At 60.5% G+C, this 20,203-nt stretch carries 19 protein-coding genes and 2 pseudogenes; 8 read left to right on the top strand and 13 right to left on the bottom strand.

Annotation, left to right across the window (positions count from 1 at the left end; translation table 11 throughout):
* Window positions 1-103: 103 nt before the first annotated feature.
* From HV770_RS19810 to HV770_RS19800, 3 genes are all read right to left on the bottom strand, one after another.
* Window positions 104-1,714, bottom strand: a complete 1,611-nt coding sequence (locus HV770_RS19810; protein WP_175162236.1) for a gamma-glutamyltransferase family protein — start codon at window positions 1,712-1,714, stop codon at window positions 104-106.
* Window positions 1,715-1,839: 125 nt separating this feature from the next.
* Window positions 1,840-2,586 (bottom strand): GntR family transcriptional regulator, encoded by a 747-nt coding sequence (locus HV770_RS19805; protein ID WP_246291026.1) that lies wholly within the window; start codon window positions 2,584-2,586, stop codon window positions 1,840-1,842.
* A gap of 38 nt (window positions 2,587-2,624) precedes the next feature.
* Window positions 2,625-2,975, bottom strand: coding sequence for a high-potential iron-sulfur protein (locus HV770_RS19800; RefSeq protein WP_246291045.1), 351 nt, complete (start codon window positions 2,973-2,975; stop codon window positions 2,625-2,627).
* Window positions 2,976-3,073: 98 nt separating this feature from the next.
* On the opposite strand from HV770_RS19800, the gene HV770_RS19795 reads away from it, so the two are divergent.
* On the top strand, window positions 3,074-3,358 hold the full coding sequence (locus HV770_RS19795) for a hypothetical protein (RefSeq protein ID WP_175162234.1): 285 nt from the start codon (window positions 3,074-3,076) through the stop codon (window positions 3,356-3,358).
* A 9-nt stretch (window positions 3,359-3,367) separates the two neighbouring features.
* Here the strand turns inward: HV770_RS19795 and HV770_RS39785 are convergent.
* The 4 genes and pseudogenes from HV770_RS39785 to HV770_RS19780 form a co-directional block, all read right to left on the bottom strand.
* A pseudogene (locus HV770_RS39785) lies at window positions 3,368-3,463 on the bottom strand (IS6 family transposase); the annotation flags it as partial.
* Between the two features lie 81 nt (window positions 3,464-3,544).
* Window positions 3,545-3,784, bottom strand: coding sequence for a hypothetical protein (locus HV770_RS19790; protein ID WP_175162232.1), 240 nt, complete (start codon window positions 3,782-3,784; stop codon window positions 3,545-3,547).
* Window positions 3,785-3,819: 35 nt separating this feature from the next.
* Window positions 3,820-5,721 carry a chloride channel protein gene (locus HV770_RS19785; protein WP_246291025.1) on the bottom strand — a complete coding sequence of 634 codons (1,902 nt, stop codon included), beginning with the start codon at window positions 5,719-5,721 and terminating at the stop codon, window positions 3,820-3,822.
* A 125-nt stretch (window positions 5,722-5,846) separates the two neighbouring features.
* Window positions 5,847-7,445: an APC family permease gene (locus tag HV770_RS19780; protein ID WP_175162231.1), complete on the bottom strand. Its 1,599-nt coding sequence runs from the start codon at window positions 7,443-7,445 to the stop codon at window positions 5,847-5,849.
* A gap of 435 nt (window positions 7,446-7,880) precedes the next feature.
* Here HV770_RS19780 and HV770_RS19775 point away from each other — a divergent pair, with 435 nt between their 5' ends.
* Window positions 7,881-9,344, top strand: a complete 1,464-nt coding sequence (locus tag HV770_RS19775; protein WP_175162229.1) for a trypsin-like peptidase domain-containing protein — start codon at window positions 7,881-7,883, stop codon at window positions 9,342-9,344.
* A 71-nt stretch (window positions 9,345-9,415) separates the two neighbouring features.
* The gene (locus HV770_RS19770) at window positions 9,416-9,829 is read left to right on the top strand and encodes a carboxypeptidase regulatory-like domain-containing protein (protein WP_246291024.1); all 414 of its coding nucleotides are present in this window, start codon (window positions 9,416-9,418) and stop codon (window positions 9,827-9,829) included.
* Between the two features lie 453 nt (window positions 9,830-10,282).
* Here HV770_RS19770 and HV770_RS19765 read toward each other — a convergent pair whose 3' ends face one another.
* Window positions 10,283-10,708, bottom strand: coding sequence for a MarR family winged helix-turn-helix transcriptional regulator (locus HV770_RS19765; RefSeq protein WP_175162227.1), 426 nt, complete (start codon window positions 10,706-10,708; stop codon window positions 10,283-10,285).
* A gap of 250 nt (window positions 10,709-10,958) precedes the next feature.
* Here HV770_RS19765 and HV770_RS38220 point away from each other — a divergent pair, with 250 nt between their 5' ends.
* From HV770_RS38220 to HV770_RS19755, 3 genes and pseudogenes are all read left to right on the top strand, one after another.
* The gene (locus HV770_RS38220; RefSeq protein WP_217468622.1) at window positions 10,959-11,270 is read left to right on the top strand and encodes a hypothetical protein; all 312 of its coding nucleotides are present in this window, start codon (window positions 10,959-10,961) and stop codon (window positions 11,268-11,270) included.
* A gap of 273 nt (window positions 11,271-11,543) precedes the next feature.
* Window positions 11,544-12,163 (top strand): annotated as a pseudogene (gene petA, locus HV770_RS19760) (ubiquinol-cytochrome c reductase iron-sulfur subunit).
* Between the two features lie 739 nt (window positions 12,164-12,902).
* On the top strand, window positions 12,903-13,232 hold the full coding sequence (locus tag HV770_RS19755; RefSeq protein ID WP_175162225.1) for a DUF1840 domain-containing protein: 330 nt from the start codon (window positions 12,903-12,905) through the stop codon (window positions 13,230-13,232).
* A gap of 566 nt (window positions 13,233-13,798) precedes the next feature.
* Here HV770_RS19755 and HV770_RS19750 read toward each other — a convergent pair.
* Both HV770_RS19750 and HV770_RS39575 read right to left on the bottom strand, forming a co-directional pair.
* A complete protein-coding gene (locus HV770_RS19750; RefSeq protein ID WP_175162223.1) occupies window positions 13,799-15,091 on the bottom strand; it encodes an NAD(P)/FAD-dependent oxidoreductase in 1,293 nt (430 codons plus the stop codon).
* 150 nt (window positions 15,092-15,241) lie between these two features.
* Entirely contained in the window at window positions 15,242-15,424 is a 183-nt protein-coding gene (locus tag HV770_RS39575; RefSeq protein WP_343048321.1) for a hypothetical protein, read from the bottom strand.
* On the opposite strand from HV770_RS39575, the gene HV770_RS19745 reads away from it, so the two are divergent.
* Window positions 15,374-15,889: a TetR/AcrR family transcriptional regulator gene (locus tag HV770_RS19745; protein ID WP_343048319.1), complete on the top strand. Its 516-nt coding sequence runs from the start codon at window positions 15,374-15,376 to the stop codon at window positions 15,887-15,889. The two genes, HV770_RS39575 and HV770_RS19745, sit on opposite strands and share 51 nt — an antisense overlap.
* On the opposite strand, the gene HV770_RS19740 is transcribed toward HV770_RS19745, so the two are convergent.
* The 3 genes from HV770_RS19740 to HV770_RS19730 all read right to left on the bottom strand — a co-directional run bounded on the left by HV770_RS19740 (window position 15,790) and on the right by HV770_RS19730 (window position 19,160).
* Window positions 15,790-16,875 (bottom strand): FUSC family protein, encoded by a 1,086-nt coding sequence (locus HV770_RS19740; protein WP_175162219.1) that lies wholly within the window; start codon window positions 16,873-16,875, stop codon window positions 15,790-15,792. The two genes, HV770_RS19745 and HV770_RS19740, sit on opposite strands and share 100 nt — an antisense overlap.
* Window positions 16,876-17,664: 789 nt before the next feature.
* The gene (locus HV770_RS19735; protein WP_175162217.1) at window positions 17,665-18,477 is read right to left on the bottom strand and encodes an IclR family transcriptional regulator; all 813 of its coding nucleotides are present in this window, start codon (window positions 18,475-18,477) and stop codon (window positions 17,665-17,667) included.
* Window positions 18,478-18,593: 116 nt separating this feature from the next.
* Window positions 18,594-19,160: a VOC family protein gene (locus tag HV770_RS19730; protein WP_175162216.1), complete on the bottom strand. Its 567-nt coding sequence runs from the start codon at window positions 19,158-19,160 to the stop codon at window positions 18,594-18,596.
* Between the two features lie 147 nt (window positions 19,161-19,307).
* Between HV770_RS19730 and HV770_RS19725 the strand changes: the two genes are divergently transcribed.
* Window positions 19,308-20,159 carry a fumarylacetoacetate hydrolase family protein gene (locus HV770_RS19725; protein WP_175162214.1) on the top strand — a complete coding sequence of 284 codons (852 nt, stop codon included), beginning with the start codon at window positions 19,308-19,310 and terminating at the stop codon, window positions 20,157-20,159.
* Window positions 20,160-20,203 lie beyond the last annotated feature (44 nt).

The following is a 20,203-nucleotide window of genomic DNA, read 5'->3' as shown; positions in this document are numbered from 1 at the left end:
TCCGTTTCCTGAGCGCATGCCAGCCGGCATGGGCGAGACGTGCGCCGTCCTCCGGGCCTGAGCGCCCGGAACTGCAAGTCGTTTGAGAAAAAGCGCGCGGTGTCTACCAGCCCGCAGCGGCCCCGTCACTGCGCGGATCGTAGCCCGCTTCGATCAGTCCATCAGGATGCCGAACGATTGCGCCGGCATGTCCCATCGCTTCATCGTAAGGCGCCATCATCTCGACCTCGTGCCCCAACGCGCTGAGCGCCGCCGCCGTGTGCGCGGCGAAGCGTGGTTCGAGCTTGAGCGTGTCGGTCGATTGGCCCCATGTGCGGCCGAGCAGCCAGCGGGGCGCATCGATCGCCGCCTGTGGGTTCCAGCCGAAATTCGCGATGCGGGAAAACACGGCGCTTTGCGATTGGGGTTGTCCGTCTCCGCCCATGTTGCCGTACACCATCGTGCGGCCATCGGCAAAGCGCGCCAGCGCCGGATTGAGTGTATGAAATGGCCTGCGCCGCGGCATCAGCGGATTGAGCGCGTGCTCCTCAAGCGAGAAACTGCAGCCGCGGTTCTGCCAGTTGATGCCGGAGCCCGGCAGGACAATGCCGCTGCCGAACTCGTGATAAATGCTCTGGATGAAGCTGACCGCCACGCCCTCGCTATCCGTCACGCCTAGCCATACGGTGTCGCCCGGTCCGCGACCGGCCGGCCAGGGCGCGGCTCGCGTCGGCGACACGCGCGCGGCCATCGCGTCGAGTGCGGCGGGTTCGAGCAGCGTGGCGGGATCGACCGTCATGTGATCGGGATCGGTGAGGTGCGCGTCGCGAATCGCGAAAGCCAGCTTGGTTGCCTCGACGCACGCGTGGACGAACTCGGGCCCGAGCGGATCCATGTCTTTCGTCAGCACGCGGTCGAGAATGCCGAGAATCAGCAGCGACACGAGACCCTGTGTCGGCGGCGGCATGTTGTAGATCGTGCCGAGCGAGTGCTGCAGTGCGAGCGGCTTGCGCCAGCGCGCCTCGTGCCGTTCGAGATCGGCAAGCGCAAGTAGCGAGCCGGCGGACTGAAGATCGCCTGCGATGCTGCGCGCGAGATCGCCGCGATAGAAGTCGTCCAGACCTGCTTCGGCGAGGCGCTCCAAGGTTGCGGCGAGACGCGGTGCGACGAAGCGCTCGCCCGCTGCCGGCGCGCGGCCGTCGAGCAGAAAGGTGTCAGCGAAACCGGCGATCGGGCTCAGTTCGGCGCGCCGGCTGTCGACACACTGCGCCTGGCTGCGCGTGACAGGTACGCCGGACTTCGCGTAGTGAATGGCGTCTTCGAGAAGACGCTTGACGGGCAGCTTGCCGCCGAGCACGTCCCTCGACCAGCGGTGCGCGAGTTGCCAGCCGGACACAGTCCCCGCGACGGTGTTCGCGGCCAGCGGGCCGCGCGTAGGAATCGTCGCATGTCCTCGCGAGCGGTATGCGTCGATCGTCGCAGCAAGCGCGGCCGCGCCGCAGGCCTCGATGCCCACCGGCTGCGCACCGGGGCGCGAGATCAGCCAGAAGCCGTCGCCCCCAATGCTGTTCATGTGCGGATAGACAACTGCAATCGTCGCGGCTGCGGCAATCATGGCTTCGACGGCGTTGCCGCCGTCCCGCAGGATGGCCAACGCGCTCTGCGCTGCGAGCGCGTGCGGCGCGGCGGCCATGCCGCGCACGCCGCGCGTGGGATTCGGAAAACTAGATGACATATTTGACGGGCATTTTGCTTGTATACATACCCATCACATGAGCGAAAACCATGCCATGCCGCGAGGCGATGCTGAATGTCGGCTACATAAGGGGTTCGCGCGATCGGCCTGGCGCAGCGATGGGGCTAACTGGTGCGCCGCAACCTGGGTGGTGCATACGGGACGCTATCGGGCCCAATTGCGGTGCGAGCGCGTTGCAGGCGCTCCTCTGTCAAGGTACGCACCTCCGCGCGGCTGCCCTCGATATGACGCGCGATCAACGCAACGCTACGATCCGTTTCGCGATTGCGAATCGCATCCAGGATCGCGACATGCTCGTCGTAGGTGTCATCGATGCAATCGCCATATACGAGATCGAGCCGCCGCACGACCCGGATGCGGTCGGTTACCCGCTGCATCGCGTTGGTCAGCTCGGCGTTATCGGCGGCATGCACCAGCGCGTGATGAAATGCCTCATCGAGCGCGACCATTTCGCGACCGTCACGCTTGCGATGATCGCACGGGACTTTCCAGACCAATTCAAGTCGATCGAGCATCTGCGCAATACCCGCGCATGCGGCTCCTTCAGCACTAAAAAGTTTCGAGACCGCAAAGGTTTCAATCAGCTTGCGCATCTCATACAGGTCCTCGAAACGCTTGAAGTCGATCGGCACCACTTCCCAGCCGCCCCGGACATAACCACGCATCAGGCCGTCGCTTTGCAAGCGCTGCAAGGCCTCGCGCGCGGGAGTACGCGAGACGTCGAAGCGCTCGGCGATGCTGCCTTCGGTCACGCGGTCGCCTGGCAGCAGGCGCATCTCGAAGATATCGTCGCGCACGCTGACATAGACGTGATCGGCACGCGAAGGTGGAAAGGTGGTTATATCGTTCACGCGTCGGACCTGGGATGGGCGAGTCTTTGGGGCTGAGATTATTGTCCGGCGCGAACGTGCAATGTCAACAAAAATGAAAAAACCGACGCCCGAGCGACGTCAGCAGGGAGCAAAGTACGCCTTCCCTGCCCACAGAAACGTGTCGACGTTCGCGTGTGACACGTTGGTCGCGATGCATCCCGCGCCGCGCACCTGCTTCGCGCCGAATAGGCATAGCGGGCGCTCGCGTCGGTCGGCTTGCCCTGGTAGAACTGGCAATTCGAGCAGCGTTGGTTGCCACTGAAGCGGGAATATTTCGCGTAATCGACGCGCGATGCGTCGGTACGGTAGCCGAGTGCCTGCGCAGCAGGATCGCTTTCCTGAAGCTGGGTGGGCGCCGCCCATGCAATTCATCCGCCGATCGCCCACGTGCCTAAGCCAATGCGTGATACAGGTGTCGATAAACCCTCTACTTCGATTGTTTCAATAGGCATGCGATGCTCTCTGGTTGAAGCGCCGCATCCGTGTCGAATGCGATCCGAGAAAATTCGACGTGCCCAATGGGCGCGCAGACGAATCGATTGTTTCAGCCGCATCCGGCGATCACAAGAAGGCACCTGACGGTTTCATACTTTCCCCCGTGGAAACAAATTGCTGCGACGGCCTTTACACCGACGAGAAGCCCCAGAAAAAAACCGATGACCTCTCGCGCAACATCGTCGAGCACATGCCGACAAGTGGACGATACGGCGTTGTCACATTAGCGACCACCCGGCGAATCATAGGCATGTGAGTCAATCACTCAGAAGACTGCAGACGGATTCTGGGCAGTTCCGGTGAATTCGCGCCATGCGACCAACCGCGCGGCGAACTGCTTGCGATAAAGTGAAGCGCGCATTTCGTCTTCTTCATCACGACATCTTGGTCGACCGGCACTGCGAACGTGACAACGCCCTGCATACTCCTGTGCGGGATCGTTTCAGAGACCGATGAAATAAGTCTGCACATCCATCTCTTCGGCCCAGATCTGGACGTCGAGCATCTCGCTAAAATCTATAGCCACCCCGCGATAGACGCAGCAGAACCCCTGCGCAGTCCGGTAAATGATCACCCATTCAGGGTCGGCCTCCGTCGTGGTGGACGAGCCTGTCAGGGCATCGAGGTGAAGCACTTTGCCGATGCGTTTGCAGGCAGCATCCAGCCGATGTCCCAGTCTCACTTGACGCTCCACTACCGGGGCGTGCGCCTGACGGCCTACCCCGGAAATATCGTGATGCTACTCGCGACAGCATCCGCAATGTGCTCTTTCGCAATCACGCCGAGCACGCGCGCGGGACCTCGTCCTTCATGTCGCCCCACGACAACCGCCATCACCGCACGCTGCTTGCGCAGCCGGGTGATTACACCAAACGCCACATCGTTCTCCTGCACGACAATAAAATTACGCTGCGCCAGTGCCCCAAGCGTAATTTCCGAGTCGCTCTGGCTGACCGCGCGGCGCAAGCCAGTGTTGATGCGCAGTACGCCGTAGATCTCATGCTGCTTCGTGACCACAACGTGCCGGAAAGCAGGTTCTTCCGAGTGAGGAAGCAGGTCGCGAAAAGGTACCTGCGCATCGAGCACGAAAACGTCTGTCTCCATCACCTGAGCCGCGCTCTGCACGAGAAACATGTTCGCGTGAAGCGCATTGGGAATCTGATGACCGCGCCGCACGAGCTTGAGCGTATAGATGCTTTCGGGCGACAATAACCGGCGCGCACCAAGACTGAATGCCACCGCGATGATCATCGGCAACACGATGTCATAGTCCCGCGTCATCTCAAAGATCATCGCGACAGCAGTCATCGCGGCGCCCGTGCCGCCCCCTACCATCGCGCCCATCCCAACCATAGCGAACGCCGGCGCGCTGACCGGAGCGCCAGGCAACGTCATGGCAACCAATGACGAAAATGCCGCGCCAAGCGTCGCACCAATGAAGAGCGACGGCGAGAAGACGCCGCCCGATGAGCCCGACCCGAGACTGACGGACGTTGCCAATGTCTTGCAAAGCGCCAGCATCAGCAGAAATGCGCCACCCTGCAATTGACCATAGAGCGTGGCCTGAATAGTCGAATAGCCGACACCTTCGACGTAATAATGCCCCGCATAGCGAAACAGCAGATACATGGTCAACCCGACAATCAGCATCCCGACTGCGTGGCGCAGGTAACGCCCCGGTATCCGGTCGAACGCATCTTCGGCCCAATGCAGCGCCTGGATCAGCAGGGCGGCTGCCGCACCCGCCACGACGCCGAGCAGCGCATACAGAATCAGCGTAAACGCACTGCCCGGCTGGTTTGGAATCGCACCCAACTGCGCGGGGACAAAGAAGGCGGGCGCCGCGCCAAAGAAGAGCCGGCCGATAAAGGTCGCGGTGCCGGTTGCGATCGCTACGGGTAAGAACGTGTTGACACTGATCTCCGGCATCATCAGTTCTGTAGCGAAGAGCACACCACCGATCGGCGTGTTGAAGGTCGCGGCAATGCCTGCACCAGCCCCTGCGGCCACTAGTGTGATGCGTTGTCCGGCAGTCATCCGTACGACCTGACCAAGCGTCGATCCGAGGGCCGAGCCGATCTGGATAATCGGCCCCTCGCGCCCCACTGCGGCGCCGGAACCGATCGCCAGCGCCGACGCAATCGACTTCACAACCGCCACCACCGGTCGGATCACGCCGCGTTTGTAATAGATCGCATCCATGACCTCCGGTACACCGTGTCCCCTCGCTTCCGGCGCGAAGGTACTCACGATCCAGGTAACCGCGAGACCTCCAACGACGGGCACGAGAATCACCCACACGCCCCACGGCGCCGCCGGCGTAAAGTGGCTGGCGTCGTACACAAACGAAAAATGACCGAGAAAAAACGCGTTGTGCACAAATCCGATCAAACCCCGGAACACAACGGCCCCCAATCCCGTGACGATTCCCACGACGAATGCGAGAAAGCACAGCCAGTACAGCGCAATCGGGACCACGGAATCGTCTTCCGGGTGTGCGACCGCGCGCGGCTGCAGAGGCGCAACCTTTACATGGCGCGTCTGGTCTGCTGCCGTATCAGGCCGGTGCGAATCACCCGTCATTGTTTGCTTTCCTCTGAGGTGCTGCTGGTCGGCCACTTCACCATCTCTACTCCTCGACCAGTTTTTCCGGCTCAGCCAGCTTCGAGGGGTCACGCGGATCGCATCGCGCGTCGATCAGCAACATGCGCCGGGTGCACCTCACATTTCAAATGTCTGCTTCCTCAACTTGTACCGTCCATGCGCTGCATCATCAGGGCAGTTTCCGCATGTCCTAGCGCGCACCGCATCGCGAGCAGCATGACGACCACGCTCCAGACCGACACAAGGAGGATGTCCCAGCCAAAGCCGATCACGTCGCGTCCGCCGCCAATGTTACCGAGCCACGACAGTACCCAGATGCCGCCAAACCACGGCAGCAGCCACGCGATCTGCCGCCAGCCGAACTGACCGGCCGGCTTGCGGGCAATGAGATGGTAGTAGACAGCGTAGGCCACGAAACCGATCGCGACCAGCGAAAAAAGAAACGAGTTGGTCTTGAACCCGGTCCAGTAGATCACGAGATTGCTGCAGATGAACGCCAGTGGCGCAATAATCGACGCGCCGGCCATGCGAAACGGCCGCTTCAGGTCAGGAAGATTGCGGCGCAGCACAAGCAGCGCGATCGGGCCGAGCCCATAGGTGAGTACCGTCACCGACGTGATGTAGCTGACCATTTGTTGCCAGGCAGGAAAGGGCAGCAGGAAGATCGCACCGATCACCCACATCACGAGCACCGCAACCCATGGCACCTTGTTGCCATTGAGCTTCGTCAGCACGCGTGGTCCTGCTTTCATCTCGCCTGCGGCGAAAAGGACGCGCGAGCCACCGGTCACGTACATCAGGCCCGTGCCACCTGGCGACAGATACGCATCGATGTACAACAATGTCGCCATCCAGCCAAGCCCGAGCGTTGCCGCGAGGCCGGCGAACGGTCCCATCTCACCCTTGAAACTCAGGTTGGCCCAACCATGCGCGAGGTCGGTCGGAGCGAGCGCCCAGATAAAGGCCACCTGGAGCATGATGTAGAGCGCAGCCGCCAGCACTACCGCGCCGATCACCGCGAGCGGAATATTCCGGTGTGGATTGGCTGTTTCGCCGCCAAGATCGATCGCCGTGCGAAAGCCAAGATAGCTGAACACGATTCCCGCAGCCGGAAGCGCCGTGAACATGCCCGAAAACTTGTAGCTGCCGGGCGCCGCGCTCATCACCCCCCAGTGTGAGCTGGCTGCCATCAGCCCGATGATCGTCAGCACGGGCACGAGAATTTTCCACCATGTGATGGTCGAATTGACGTTCAGCAGCCATCTGACGACCATCAGGTTCAACAGCGCCGTAACACCTAACAGTGCCGCACAGGTGATGAAGCCCGTCGTGGTCAGCAACCCTTCGTTGCCGGGTCGGATGAAGTACGGCAGGTAATTGTTGGCGTAGGTGACGATGGCTTCCGTTTCGACCGCCGGCACCGGCACATACGCCAGAAAGAGCAGCCAGCACCAGATGCGACCTAGACCCTCGCCATGACTTGCGTGGCTCATGTGCACCAGCGCGCCACTGCGCGGAAACAGCGCGGCCAGTTCGGCAAAGCAAAGCGCGATCAGCATGATGATGATTGCGCCTAGCACCCAACTGCCAATGCTCAAAGGGCCGGCGATTTGCGCCGCATGATACGAACCGAATAGCCAACCCGACCCAACCATGCTGGTAGTACTGGCAAACAGGAGGCCCACGATGCCCGCATCGCGGCGCAATTTCCCCGATAGGGTGAGTGAGGTTGTGCTCATGATGAACTCCCGTGCGTTCCCGCGCCAAAGCGCCCTTCTGACTCTCCGGGCTACCTCACGTAGCATCGCCCTTACCCTCTCTGCGGATGCGCGCGCAGGCGTCCCTCCATGGCAGCTTTGACGGAGTCACAGACCGAAAAATCCCGCCGGCAGATTAGGGACAACGCGTAGATAAAGTACACCGTGATCATCGCCATTGACTGTCGTGCGTAATTGCTCCTGTCGGCGAAAGATGTCCGGTACTCCGGCACACATGCGCGCTGCCCGCGTGCGATCAAACGGCGTCACCTGCTCCTGTCCATCCAATCGCTCACTTAAGACTCCTTTAAGTCTTGCAGACTACGTTGGATATGTCACATCGTGAAGTACCGGTCTGGCGCCCGGACGTACCGTTTGCGCGTCACGTCGGCAAGCTCTGCATTCACGGGAGATCTCATGCCATACGCACAGTGGATACCGATACTGGTGACAGCGTGCGCGATGACGGTCTCATCGGCCGGCTGTTCTGCCGGACTGTCCAGGCCGTCGCCGGCACCTGACTTCGCGCTCGCATCGGTCGCCGCGAAGGCGCAGCCGCTCACCGCCCCCGGCTTCGTCAACAAGTTCTCAGCGCTCGTTCAGCAGAACGGGCCTGCTGTGGTCAATATCAGTTCGATCCCGAAGGAACAGATCGCCAATGCGCAGTCCCTGTGGCCGCCGGCAGCGAGTGAGCACGATCCTTTCCCGCAGTTCTTCAGGCAATTCTCGCGCCATCCGCTCCCTGACACGAGCACTCCGCCGCGCAATGTCGGCTCGGGTTTCATCATCCGGCCGGACGGCTATATCCTGACTGATGCCCGTCTCGTCGCCGACGCCACCGAGGTCGAGGTCAAGCTGACTGACCGCTGTGAATTCAAGGCGTCAGTTGTCGGCGTCGATCGGCCGAGTGGCATCGCACTGCTGAAAATTGATGCGAATGGCCTGCCCACAGTAACGATCGGCAAACCGTCCGACATGAAGTCCGGACAATGGGTCGTCGCAATTGGCGCGCCATACGGGTTCAAAAATTCGGCCACCGCCGGCATCGTCAGCAACACCGCGCGTCTTCTTCCGCAAGAGACCTACATTCCGCTGATCCAGACGGATATGACAGCCACCACCGGTGACGAAGGCGCTCCCCTCTTCAATCTGAACGGCGAGACCATTGGCATTACCCTGATCGCGCGACCGCCTGAAGGCGCGTTCGAGGGAATCTCGTTTGCCATTCCGATCGATGCCGCGATGCGGATCGAGCAGCAATTGCTACTTCACGGGCGAGCAGAACACGGGCATCTTGGTGTGACGATTCAGGACGTCACCTGGCCGCTCGCGCAGTCTTTTGGTCTGAAAAAACCAGTGGGAGCACTCATCAGCTCGCTGGACCGTAATGGTCCCGCGGCTCGATCCGGCCTGCGAAGTGGCGACATCATCCTGCAACTTAACGGCACCGACATCAACGACTCATCCCAATTACCAGTCGCCGTGGCGGATCTTCGTCCGGGCACGTCTGCGCACCTTCAATACTGGCGTGATCACGGCCTTCATGAAACCGTTGTGGTGCTCGGCGCGATGCGCGACACCATGCTGGCTTCGATCGGTTCTGGTGCCGCGACGCCGGGCAGGTTGGGCCTAACGGTGCGGCGCCTGACACCCGATGAAAAACACCGTGCCGAGGTATCCAGCGGGGTCCGCGTCGAACAGAGTGCGGGACCGGCTGCTGTGGCTGGCATCCTCCCTGGCGATATTGTTCTGCAAGTCAACCATGAACCGGTGTCGGACCCGGCCCAGTTCCGCCAGAGAATAAGCGGCGCCCGAAATATGATTGCGTTGCTGGTGCTGCGCGACGGTCAGCAGATGTTTGTACCGCTCGATTTGGGGTGAGCGCGTCCGTGCCGGACGCCTCATCAGTCTCAATGTATTCGATGGGGGTTGAAATGAAGTCAGGCTCGATCTTGCTACGCACATCAGTGGCCGCTCTGGCCGTCTGTGGCAGCCAGCTTGTACTGGCCGCCCCACTAGGTCTTCCACCCGCGCACGAGCAGGGTGCCATTACCTACCTGTCCGGTGGCATCGGAAACGACCAGTCTTCGGCGATCAAGAGCGTGATGAACAAGTACCCGCTCGCACTCGAATTCGTTGCTCGCACGAACGCGGGAAATGACTATCTGGCGGACGTGCCGGTGCAAATCTCCGATTCGCATGGCAAGGACCTGCTGAGCGCGCAGTCAGATGGGCCTTTCATGCTCGTGTCGTTGCCGCATGGACGGTACAACGTGAGTGCCACCTACAACGGAAAGACCGAACATCGGCAAGTGAACGTTACCGACGAGACGCATACTCACGAGATTTTCATGTGGCCCATGTAGTCCACGTGACCATTTTTGTCACGCGGCAGTCATTGCGGGTAGAGACCCGTGCGAGCCATCCTCAGCCATTTGAGGGTGAAAGCGCGCTCACAGCCACTACCATTGGCGCGACCATGACTGAACCCGCGATCCACAGAGAACCAGTTGCGATCGGATCAGTCCGGTAGTCGCGCCGACCGGTGCCCAGGCACATCAGAACAGCCGTCCAGTGCGGTTGAGCCGTTACCCGCAGAATCGGCCACGCCGAGGAGACTGCTGATTCTAGTGCTGAGGTTGCCCGTCACGATCGCGGTGCTGGCGGTCGCTCTCGGAATCTTCGGCGTTGTTTGGACACTGTTCTGATGCAATGCGCAAGGTGGCCAGTGGGCGCACCAGAGGATCGCTGCCCTGTCGGCGCCCCGGCGCGGGAGGTTCCTTCGTTGCCTCATCCCGCGCCGGGGCACGCCTGAATGCTCATGCAGGGTCCGCGCGATTCCGGAATGCCCAGCCAAATGACTGGATCTCAGACTTGTGCAAGAGCGCGAGCTTAGCGAGAGAACGCTCGCCCTTGGCAAGCAGGTGCACTTCCACCTGGCGGCGGTCCTGTGCACTGGGCTTTCGTTTGACGAGCCCCGCAGCCTCGCAACGGGACACGAGCGCAACGGTTCCGTGCGGCGACGCCTGCAGACGTTCGGCCAGTTCGCCGACAGTGGCCCAGTCCCGGTCAGGAAAGCCCTTCACATGTAGCAGCAACATGTACTGCAGAGGCGTGATTCCCTCCGCATGGACGATCGTCTCGGAAAAATGCAGGAAGCGCCGCAACCGATAGCGAAACTCAGACAGTTCCTCAAGTTCCTGCTTGGTTAACCCGGCATCCTTTGAGCGAGTTCTGGTGCCCATAGCCTGCTTTCCGTAGTGTTACGTTGAGTATTGGAAGTATGTCATTTGATGACCTAATATAAATGGAGATCGTGTAGATCGCAAAGAACTTTCCGATGAACGATTTCCTGCATCGCATACACGGGGGACGGCTCCGCAGCGGCGATGGAACACAGGTTTCGGGTCAGGCTTTGCACTCCGACACCGCACAGGTCGTGTTTCACAGAGTCGCAAACGCGGTGAGGGACGGCCCCGGAACGGAGCAAATGGGATGAAACACTGTCTAATGGCCTGGGTGACAATCCTGGCTACTTCGATTGCAAGCGGTGCCGTGCACGCGTGTCCGGAAGACGGCTTCGACGTTGCTATGGCAAACCACCTAGATGCGAGCTCGACCATTCTGGCAAACGGGTTGACAGCGCAACGCGGTGCTCTTGCCCATATTACCTACGTGCCGTCATCGCCGACCCGCGTGTGGTCCTTCTACCCTGTGCTCCCGAACGCCGACACGCATCGTTACAAACGACGTACGCATTTGCATGGCGACAGCTTCGAATGGCCGCAACACGATGATGGCAAATAGCCCCGGACGGGATGGCGAAACCGGCTGCGTTGTCATCCCCTGTCCAGCCCCTTTCCGGCATCACGCGATTCGTAGTTTTGCGCAATATCTTCAGTACGTCGTGCGGTGACGATCCGGTCGTTTGCATGAACGCAACTCTCCCACGCGCCTTGCTGCCGCGGTCTCCCCATCAGTCCCACGACCAGACTTTAGGGACATTCCCGTGATAGCAAAGAACGCGTTCCCAGATTCGAACTCAAACACATATGGGCTCGCGGATGCATGGAGTACGAGATGGCGCAAATTGCACAAGATCGCATGGACGACGGTCGCCGCAGGTGGTTGATAGCGACATCGGTTGCTGGAAGCATTGCTGGCGCTGCCACCCTTGTACCGTTCATTGATTCATTTGCCCCGTCCGAAAAGGCCAGGGCGGCTGGTGCCCCGGTTGCTGCGGACATCAGCAACTGGAGCCGGGCGGGATGATGACCGTCGCGTGGCGCGGTGTCCCGGTGTTTGTAGTCAACCGGACGAAGGAGATGCTGGCTGCGGTGGTAAAGGCGAACGCGATGGTTGCCGATCCCGGCACGACGCGACCGTTTTCGATGCCGCTACCGGCTTACTGCAGGAACGAATACCGGTCGCGGGCAGATCACAAGGGCATTCTCATCGTGGTGGGTGTCTGCACTCACCTTGGCTGTACGCCCAGACCGCGGTTTCAGGCCGGTCCGCAGGCTAATCTCCCGGACAACTGGCCAGGAGGGTTCCTGTGCCCCTGTCACGGCTCTACCTACGACCTTGCAGGCCGTGTATTCAAAGACAAACCGGCACCGCAGAATCTGGATGTGCCGCGCTATATGTTTGATTCGCCCACGAGCGTACTGATCGGGAAGGATGAGCACGGAGAGGCATAACTGAGCATCACATCCCGCAGAAATGTGCAGCCAGCTTGCCTCGATGTCTGCCATGAAAGACGTCTCCATAGGGCTGCAATATGGAGCGCGGGCGATGTCGTGCATAGTGTCCGGCCTTCGGCAGAGGCCCCTGCGCGCTTCAAGCCCGCTTGAACGATTTCCGGGGATTTCGCGTCTTGTTTTGATATCAACGCAGTAGGCCAGACTTCGCGGCGAACAAACACCAATCAGCTACAAACATGGTTGTACTAATCGATAGATTAAATGTCACATTGTGAACAGATAGGTCGAATGCGAAGCGTCAATTATTTTCTGCCAGGAACCGCAATCTTCGACTGATATATATGGTGACATACCAACGCATCTTGACAGCAAGCCCAGCTCGTCTGAATCAGGCCCGCCGCTGGCTTCAAATGTCTGCTTTGAATCTGTCACTATGTGATATAAAATATAAACGGGCCTTCTTATGACTGGACCTGGACCAGAGGCACGTGAAGCGCACATGACAATGAATCAGGAAGACTGCGTGCGCCAGTGAAAACACCAAGTTCCGCCTCCGACACACGGTAGCCAGCCATCCGGAAGGTCCTCACCAATACGTCGCCGGCGCCACCTGGCGGTCGCGTATGGCCATTCCGGGGCGATCGCAAGCGGCCCACGGCGACCGGGTGCAATGGATGGCCGTCCGTCCAACTTTGGTGCACATAGAAGCCCCGCGGACCATACAGGAGGTTACATCATGCTGGTCAGTTTCCAATCGCCTGCCGCCCCGGACGTTGTCATGCTCAGGAACCTCGCTGAATACTTGCTGACCCTCATCGGCAAACACCTCGGTACACGCGGGGTAATACGGCATGACGAAATGCCTCACGCAATCGTTCGCCTTGAAGCAGCGATTACTGAGGAAGCGCATGCGGAAATCGCGCTTGAATCGCTGTACCATTTGTCGAATGGGCGCAATTATGATGCGGACGATGATCGTGGTGGACTTGCGCGGCGGCCATGGCCGCTGCTGGATATGATGCGCGAGGCACGGCGGCAGAATGCGGATATTATCTGGGGTCTATAGCCAGATTGTTATGAGGTGACACGACACCAGGTGCGATCTGCTCGTACAGAAGGATGGCGTGCGAGGCAGAAGAAATCGTGTTGTTGACCCACGATTCCTTGATGGTTGTAAAAAACCGCCCCCTCGCGGCAACAATTGTTTCGATGCTTGTGCGCGTCAGCCTCTCATCTGCGAAACGCCGCGTGTAGCGATGTCGCTCCCCGATAGGTAATGCTGCATACGTAGGCATCCATATTAATTTGCGCATGGCTCATTGTTTCGTCGCCGCGGCCTCGCTTGCTTCAGACATGTCAAATCGAAACCGCGTCCGCGAGAATATAAACGCGCGCAAAGTCACAGTCAGACGTTGCCGGAGGCCGCGACCATCGTTGTGCCTGCCTTTCACGGCGGCGGATCGCCTGCTGTGGGACAGTGCACGGCGTCGCCCGTCTCAATCGGATGAACGCTCGACACGCACGTCCCCGCCCTCTTCGCGATGAGCACCCGTGAGACCTCGTAATCACAGCGGCCGCTGCGCGAATCGCACCACGAAACCGTCGGGATCTGCAAAGGGTTCGGCGCCACGTTCAGGTCAATCGAATCTTCGGCTGGACGAGACCGTTGATCCGTTCCGCGGTCCACAGCAGCGTCGCCTTTCGAAATCCATGGAGAGCCTGCTGATGGCGCCGGTAGAGCATCGCGTGACTCAGTTGAGCGAACCGTCCGCGTATGAAACCGCCGCGAAAGAGCCCGAAGCGCCCAAGCGTGCCGAACGCGTTGTAGTCGCTCAGTGAGACGAGCGAACCGAAATCGCGGAAGCTGAAATCGGCAAGCGGCTTGCCAGCAAGCCACCCCGGTAGGTGACGCGCGAGATGCTCGGCCTGCTGCGTGGCGACCTGCGCGGTCGGTGCAAGTTGCCGTTCGTGACCGGCAAGCGTCAGGCTTGCGCAATCGCCGAGCGCGAACACGTGATCGTCACGCGAAGACTGCAGACTCGCTCCGACGACGATCTGGTTGGACCGGTTCGTTTCGAGTCCGTCGAGATTGTTCATGAAATCCGGTGCTTTGACGCCCGCTGCCCAGACCATCAGATCGGCTTCGACAAGCGTGCCGTCGCCGTGGCGAAAACCATTCGCCTCTGCCGCGGTAACACGCGCGGAAGTCAGCACGCGAAAACCGATATGCTCGAGTTGCGACTGGCTCGATGCCGATATCTCCGGGGGAAACGCCGCGAGCACGCGCGGGCCGCTTTCGAGCAGCGTCAAGTTCAGCCGCTCTCGCACAGTCGGGTCTCCGTAACTCGACGCAACGTCAAGCAAGCGGCTCAGTTCAGCGGACAGCTCGACGCCCGTTGCACCCGCGCCGACGATCGCCACACGCAGTGACTCGTCCTTAGCGACGCTTCGAAATACGCGCGCTCGCAACGCGGCGTTGAACGCTTCGGCCTGCTTTTGACTGTCGATGAAATGGCAGTGCTCTTTCACGCCCGGCACGCCGAAATCGTTCGCCCGGCTACCCAGCGACAGCACAAGCACGTCATACCCGACCGTTCGCGGACCGAGCACTACCTCGCCTTCCGGCGTCCTGAGCTCGTCAAGCTGGACCAGCTGCCGGCTTCGATCGAGCCCGTGCATTGCGCCGGGCTGATAGGTGAAGCCGTGATCGCGGGCATGGGCGAGATAGATCACCTGCTGCTGCTGAACATCGCGCGTGCCGGCTGCAATAGTGTGCAGCATCGGCTTCCATATGTGCGTCGGGCTGCTGTCGATCAGCGTGACGCTGGCCCGGCCGCTACGCCCTAACTGGTCGCCGAGTCGGGTAGCCAGCAAAATTCCAGCAATCCCGCCGCCAACGATGACAATCCGTACCGGTTGCGACATAATAAATTCAACGAGTGATGAATAAATCGCATCGTAGCCTAAAGGACGAGCTCCGTCAAACCGTGGCGCTCCTCAGCGCCTCAGGCGCCGTCAGTTAAACTTCGACTGAATTGATGATCCACAACTCATACCCAAATGAACGACGTAACGTCAGGCACTGCCAAGCTGATCGAGAAAAAGCGCACCCGTGGACGACCGGCGTACAGTGCTTCCGTCGGTGCCGACGTCCTCCTGCGAAATGCCCGGCACACCTTCGCAAAGCGTGGATTCGACGCGACCAGCGTGCGGGAAATCGCGCGCCACGCGGGTGTCGACCCAGCGCTGATCGCGCATCACTTCGGGTCGAAAGAAGCGCTATGGGTTGCGGTGGTAGAGCAGATCGCGGAACAGGCTGCGCCGATGATCGACGCCACAGCCAGATTGCGCTCGGCCGCGCTAGGTGCGCGTGAGCGTGTCGAACAGGCAGTGGTTCTTTTCATCGATCAGATTTTCGACGAACCCGACGTCGGTATGTTTTTTTCGACTGCCGCGACCGAAGAAGGCGAGCGGTTCGACATACTCATCGCGCGTCTGGTGCGCCCCTATCACGATGTGTTCGTGCCTTTGCTCGAAGATGCATCGAGGGCGAAGGAATTGAAACCGCACCACCCCGAAGTCATGTTTTCCATGCTGATGAACGCCATCAGCAATACCGTGGCTTACAGCCATATGCTTCGGGCTTTCTCGTCACTTCCCGAAGATCGGACCAGGTTCAAGCGCGCGGTGCGGGACACGGCGCTGAACATGATCAGAAAGTAATCAGCAGCACCCAATGGGCTTTGCGACAAGCCCAGAATCCTCCGCCTGCTTATCGTGCGCGTCGTCCCCTGACGCATTCGCTGCCCAAGAGAACTACCATGGCGATGACCGCCAAGGAACGTGTCCACGATCCGCTCGCCGACGAGGGCGACGGGAGCGCTCGTCCCACCCACCGCTGAGATGGTCAACGCGGTTGGGGTAATGAAGGTTAGAGCCAGGGCGTAGTGCCGCGCGGCCACGACTTCGATCGTGAACTGGAGCAGCGCCAGGACCCCGACGAGCCAGAGGCCTTTCGGGTCGACGAGCTGGATCAAGCCAAAGACAGTCGCGCCCAAGACCGTGCCTACGACGCGGTGCACGGCCCGAATGGCACTTGAGCGCGAGACGTGGCTGCCCTGCGGCACCGCACCCGCGACCATAACCGTCCAGTAGGCGCGGTGCTCTCCGAAAGACAGGCTCAGCAGGCCGGCGCTGGCAACCGCAACGATCACCCTCGCGGCGATCGTGGCCGTTTCCCCGTCGAGCAAGCTGGCAGGAAACCGCATACGCAAACTGGGCGCTTCGCCCTTGCGCTGGCGCACGCGCGCCAGCGCGAAGGGTGCGATCACGAGCAAATACGCACTGAGCGCGCCGAGCGCTACCAGAGAGGGGATCATAAAGACGCCAAGGGGCGACCCGCTGAAACGCGCGGAAGCGGCCAGATGACCGCTGACAGCGGCGACCAGCACGAACTGCATCGGCCCGGGCGGGCCCATTCCGACACCGAGCACAATGATGCTGGCGAGCGCAGCCACGGCGACGAGGCAGGCGATGGCCAGCCACGCATTCGCCGCGCACAGTACGCCCAGCGTGGAGGCGGCCACGAACCCCGCCGCGACGAACGGCAAGGCCTGGAGCCGGTCGCCCAGGCGCAGCGTCGAGCCGTAGCGAGCCGTGAAGGCGCCGAGAGAAGTGATGAGCCCGACTGACTGGTGGCCGGCAAGCATGAAAGCAGTCGGAGGCACGCCCATGGCGACGCCCCCTCCGACGCCGGCCGACCACCGCCACGGGCCGTCGTTGAGACCGAGCAGGCTTTTCCGTACGCGGTGCGGCAAGAAAGGCCGTCTATTTGGGATTGTTTTGTGAAACGGCCAGGTAACTGGGTAATGAAATCTGAATCCAAGGCGGAGATCGCGTTTTCGCTCCGACGGCGCTCCTGAGTGCACGTCTTGTCTGTCGACACTTCAGAGCCGTATCCCGCAGGGCCGCAAGTGACCAACCGCCTTCTTGCCGCTTCAAGGCGGCCCTCTCCTGCCGACGTCGGCCTACGCGTTCGTGTTACCAGTTCGTTTGTCGCAAGTGTCGCCTGCCTGGATCGATAACCCGTTGATCCTTGACCGCACCAAACGGCGGACTCCGTGAGTGGAGGAACGAACCTCACTGCTCCTTCATTTCTTCCTGACGTAGATGCGCGTTGGCCGGGGAGCGGTCCGATAGGGTGCAGAGGCGGCGCTCGTAAGAGTACGATCTCACATGCTTAGGTCCTCAAAGGTTAGTTTCGCGTGGGGTGTGAGAATGGCTCGGGGCCATCATTAGATAGGATGACAAATTAAAAGAATCCTGACAGTACCCGCGCGCGCAGTACCCGCTGCCATCGTCGCTCCGTCCGGCGTTCGCTTCCGTTCCGACGCCCTCGAGGACCACACAATCAACGCAGCCAAGCGTGACAAGCTTCCCCCGAACCCACCGATGTTCAAATGCGCGAGCGCGATCGAATGATGTTCACGTGACGGCCATCATGCGGACCGCTTGGCTCTCGCAACGGTATGAGACGGCGTGATGGCTCCCGCCCCCCGACTTTCAATCAACGCACGCGTACGCTGCGAGATTCGCGCCGCTGCCTCCTGGATCGATTCGACAAGACGGTCCAGATTGGCAAATTCGAGTCGCTGGGTCGGCACGATCACCGCAAGCGAACCGACTGCCTCACCGGAGTCGTCCGTAAATAGCGGCGACGCCAGTGCGGAAACGCTGTTTTCCAGTTCGCCCCTCGACAGATAAAAACCGGCACGCCGGATTTTGAGCAGCGACGCGCGAAACTCGTCGAGTGTCGCCCCAAGGCCGCTTTGCGCGATCTCGTCGGCATACTCATCGAACAGGACGGCGAGCTTGGCCTTCGGAAAGGTGGACAAGATCGCTTTTGGAGCGGCACCGAGAAACAGGGGACGAGGACGACCCCGGCCGTAACGGAGGTCGAGCGCCGCGCCGTGAGTCTCCCGATGCGTGTCCACGAGTTCGTTGCCGTACCAGCGCGACATCACCACATCGAAGCCGGAGTGATCGCTCAACTCACGCATGATCGGCTGCCCGACCGCAAGCAGCGGATCCGACATGCGCAGGTGGTAGTCAAGCTTGATGATGCGAGGGCCGAGACCATAGTCTCCTCCTGCAAACCGGATGAGCAAGCCAGCGTCCAGGAGCTCGCGCACATAGCGATAAGCCGTTGGAATCGAGCAATCAAGTTCGGCGGCAACGTCCTCCACGGACAGGAACGGCTTCGCCTCCGAAAACAGCTCGAGTATGGATAAGAGTCTCGTAATGCTCGACATCTCTGCGCTGCGCCTCCTCATGTGTGAACGGATTATATCCACTGGCAAGATCGCCATTGACGCGTTCGACGACCACCGCGCGGGAACAGTCGCACGCGAGCCAGGCAGCGCCACGCTCATGCAAGCCCCATGCGCTCGGTCATTTCGGCTTGCCAGACACTTCGCGGCCTGAACCCCGATAGCGTTCTTGCGTGGTGTTCGACGGCGGTCATCAGTTCAGCATCGGGCAAGCCGAAGTCCACCGGCACTCGCATCGGCTGGTCGACGTACCAGGGCGTGTCGATGTAAAGCTCGAGGCGGTTGCCCTCGGGATCGCGCGCATAGATCGAGACCGAATTGCCGTGAGTGACAGGGTTGATTTCCTGCAGGCCTTCCGCAATGAACTGCTGATGAAACCGCCTCAGTGTGGCAAGGCTGTCGGCTGTGAACGAAATCTGGTTGATCGGGTTGAACGCCAGGTGCTCGGGACGGCCGCTCGCGAGCACGATCTGGTGATGCACCGCGGGATCGCGGCTCAAGAATACCAACTGCACAGCGCCGTGCGGCGCCTGCAGCGAACCCCGATCCGTCACGGTGAATTCCATTACCCGCGTATAAAAGTCTTCCACCCGCGTCATGTCGCTCACATAGAAGCCCATGTGACTGAGGGACAGTCCCGCCCTCGCCTTCTTCATACCGTTCATGCTTGTCTCCTAGTAATGATAAACCCTAACGAAAAAACCATTGTGACATTCGTTAAATGTATCTTATTCTCACTATAAGATAAATGCACGGTTTTTTTTCGAATCGAGGCGTTGATCCGATCGACTTTTTATCTATCTGGAGCATCAATGAAACTGGCGAGCTTTTCCACCCACCTCGGCTCATCGTTCGGCATCGTTCGCGATGAAGCCGTGTTCGACCTTGTTAAGCGTCTTGGCGGCCGCTATCCCGATCTGAAGGCACTGATTGCCGCGGACGCCTTCGGCGAAGCCGCCCAAGCCGCCGATAGCACGCAGGGCGACTACCCGCTGTCCGAAGTCACGCTACTGCCTGTGATTCCGAACCCCGAACAAATCTTTTGCGTGGGGCTCAACTACGCGGACCATGTCAAGGAAACCAACCGCGAAACCACCGAACATGCGGTCATCTTCATGCGGGTGCCGGCTTCGCAGGTTGGCCACGGTCAGCCGATGCTGCGTCCGCCCGAGTCGCAGAAGTTCGACTACGAGGGTGAGATTGCCGTCATCATCGGGCGCGGTGGACGACGCATCGCCGAGGCCGAGGCGTGGAATCACATCGCTGGCTACGCCTGCTACAACGACGGTTCCATGCGCGACTGGCAGCTTCATACGGGCCAGTGGGGCCCGGGCAAAAATTTCTATCGCACCGGCGCGTTCGGACCGTGGATGGTAACGAGCGACGAGATCGAACCCAACGCAGTGATGACGCTCGTCACGCGCCTGAATGGGCAGGAAGTGCAACGCGCGACGACGCAGATGCTGATCCACGGCATTGCCAAACAGATTGCCTACCTGTCGACGTTCACCCCGCTCTCTCCCGGAGATGTGATCGTGACCGGTACGCCTGGCGGCGTCGGCGCGAAGCGCAATCCGCCGCTGTTCATGAAGGCCGGCGACGTGTCGGAAGTGGAGGTTGACCGGATCGGCGTTCTGTCCAATCCGATCGCGGACGAAGCGTAAGAGTCGTAGCCGGGCGCGTTCGTGTGCGCCCGGCGTCTTATCAG

The organism is Paraburkholderia fynbosensis, assembly GCF_902859935.1.
Lineage (GTDB): Bacteria > Pseudomonadota > Gammaproteobacteria > Burkholderiales > Burkholderiaceae > Paraburkholderia > Paraburkholderia fynbosensis.
The sequence above is the reverse complement of the archived record's forward strand: the minus strand, read 5'-3'. Positions and strand labels throughout refer to the sequence as shown.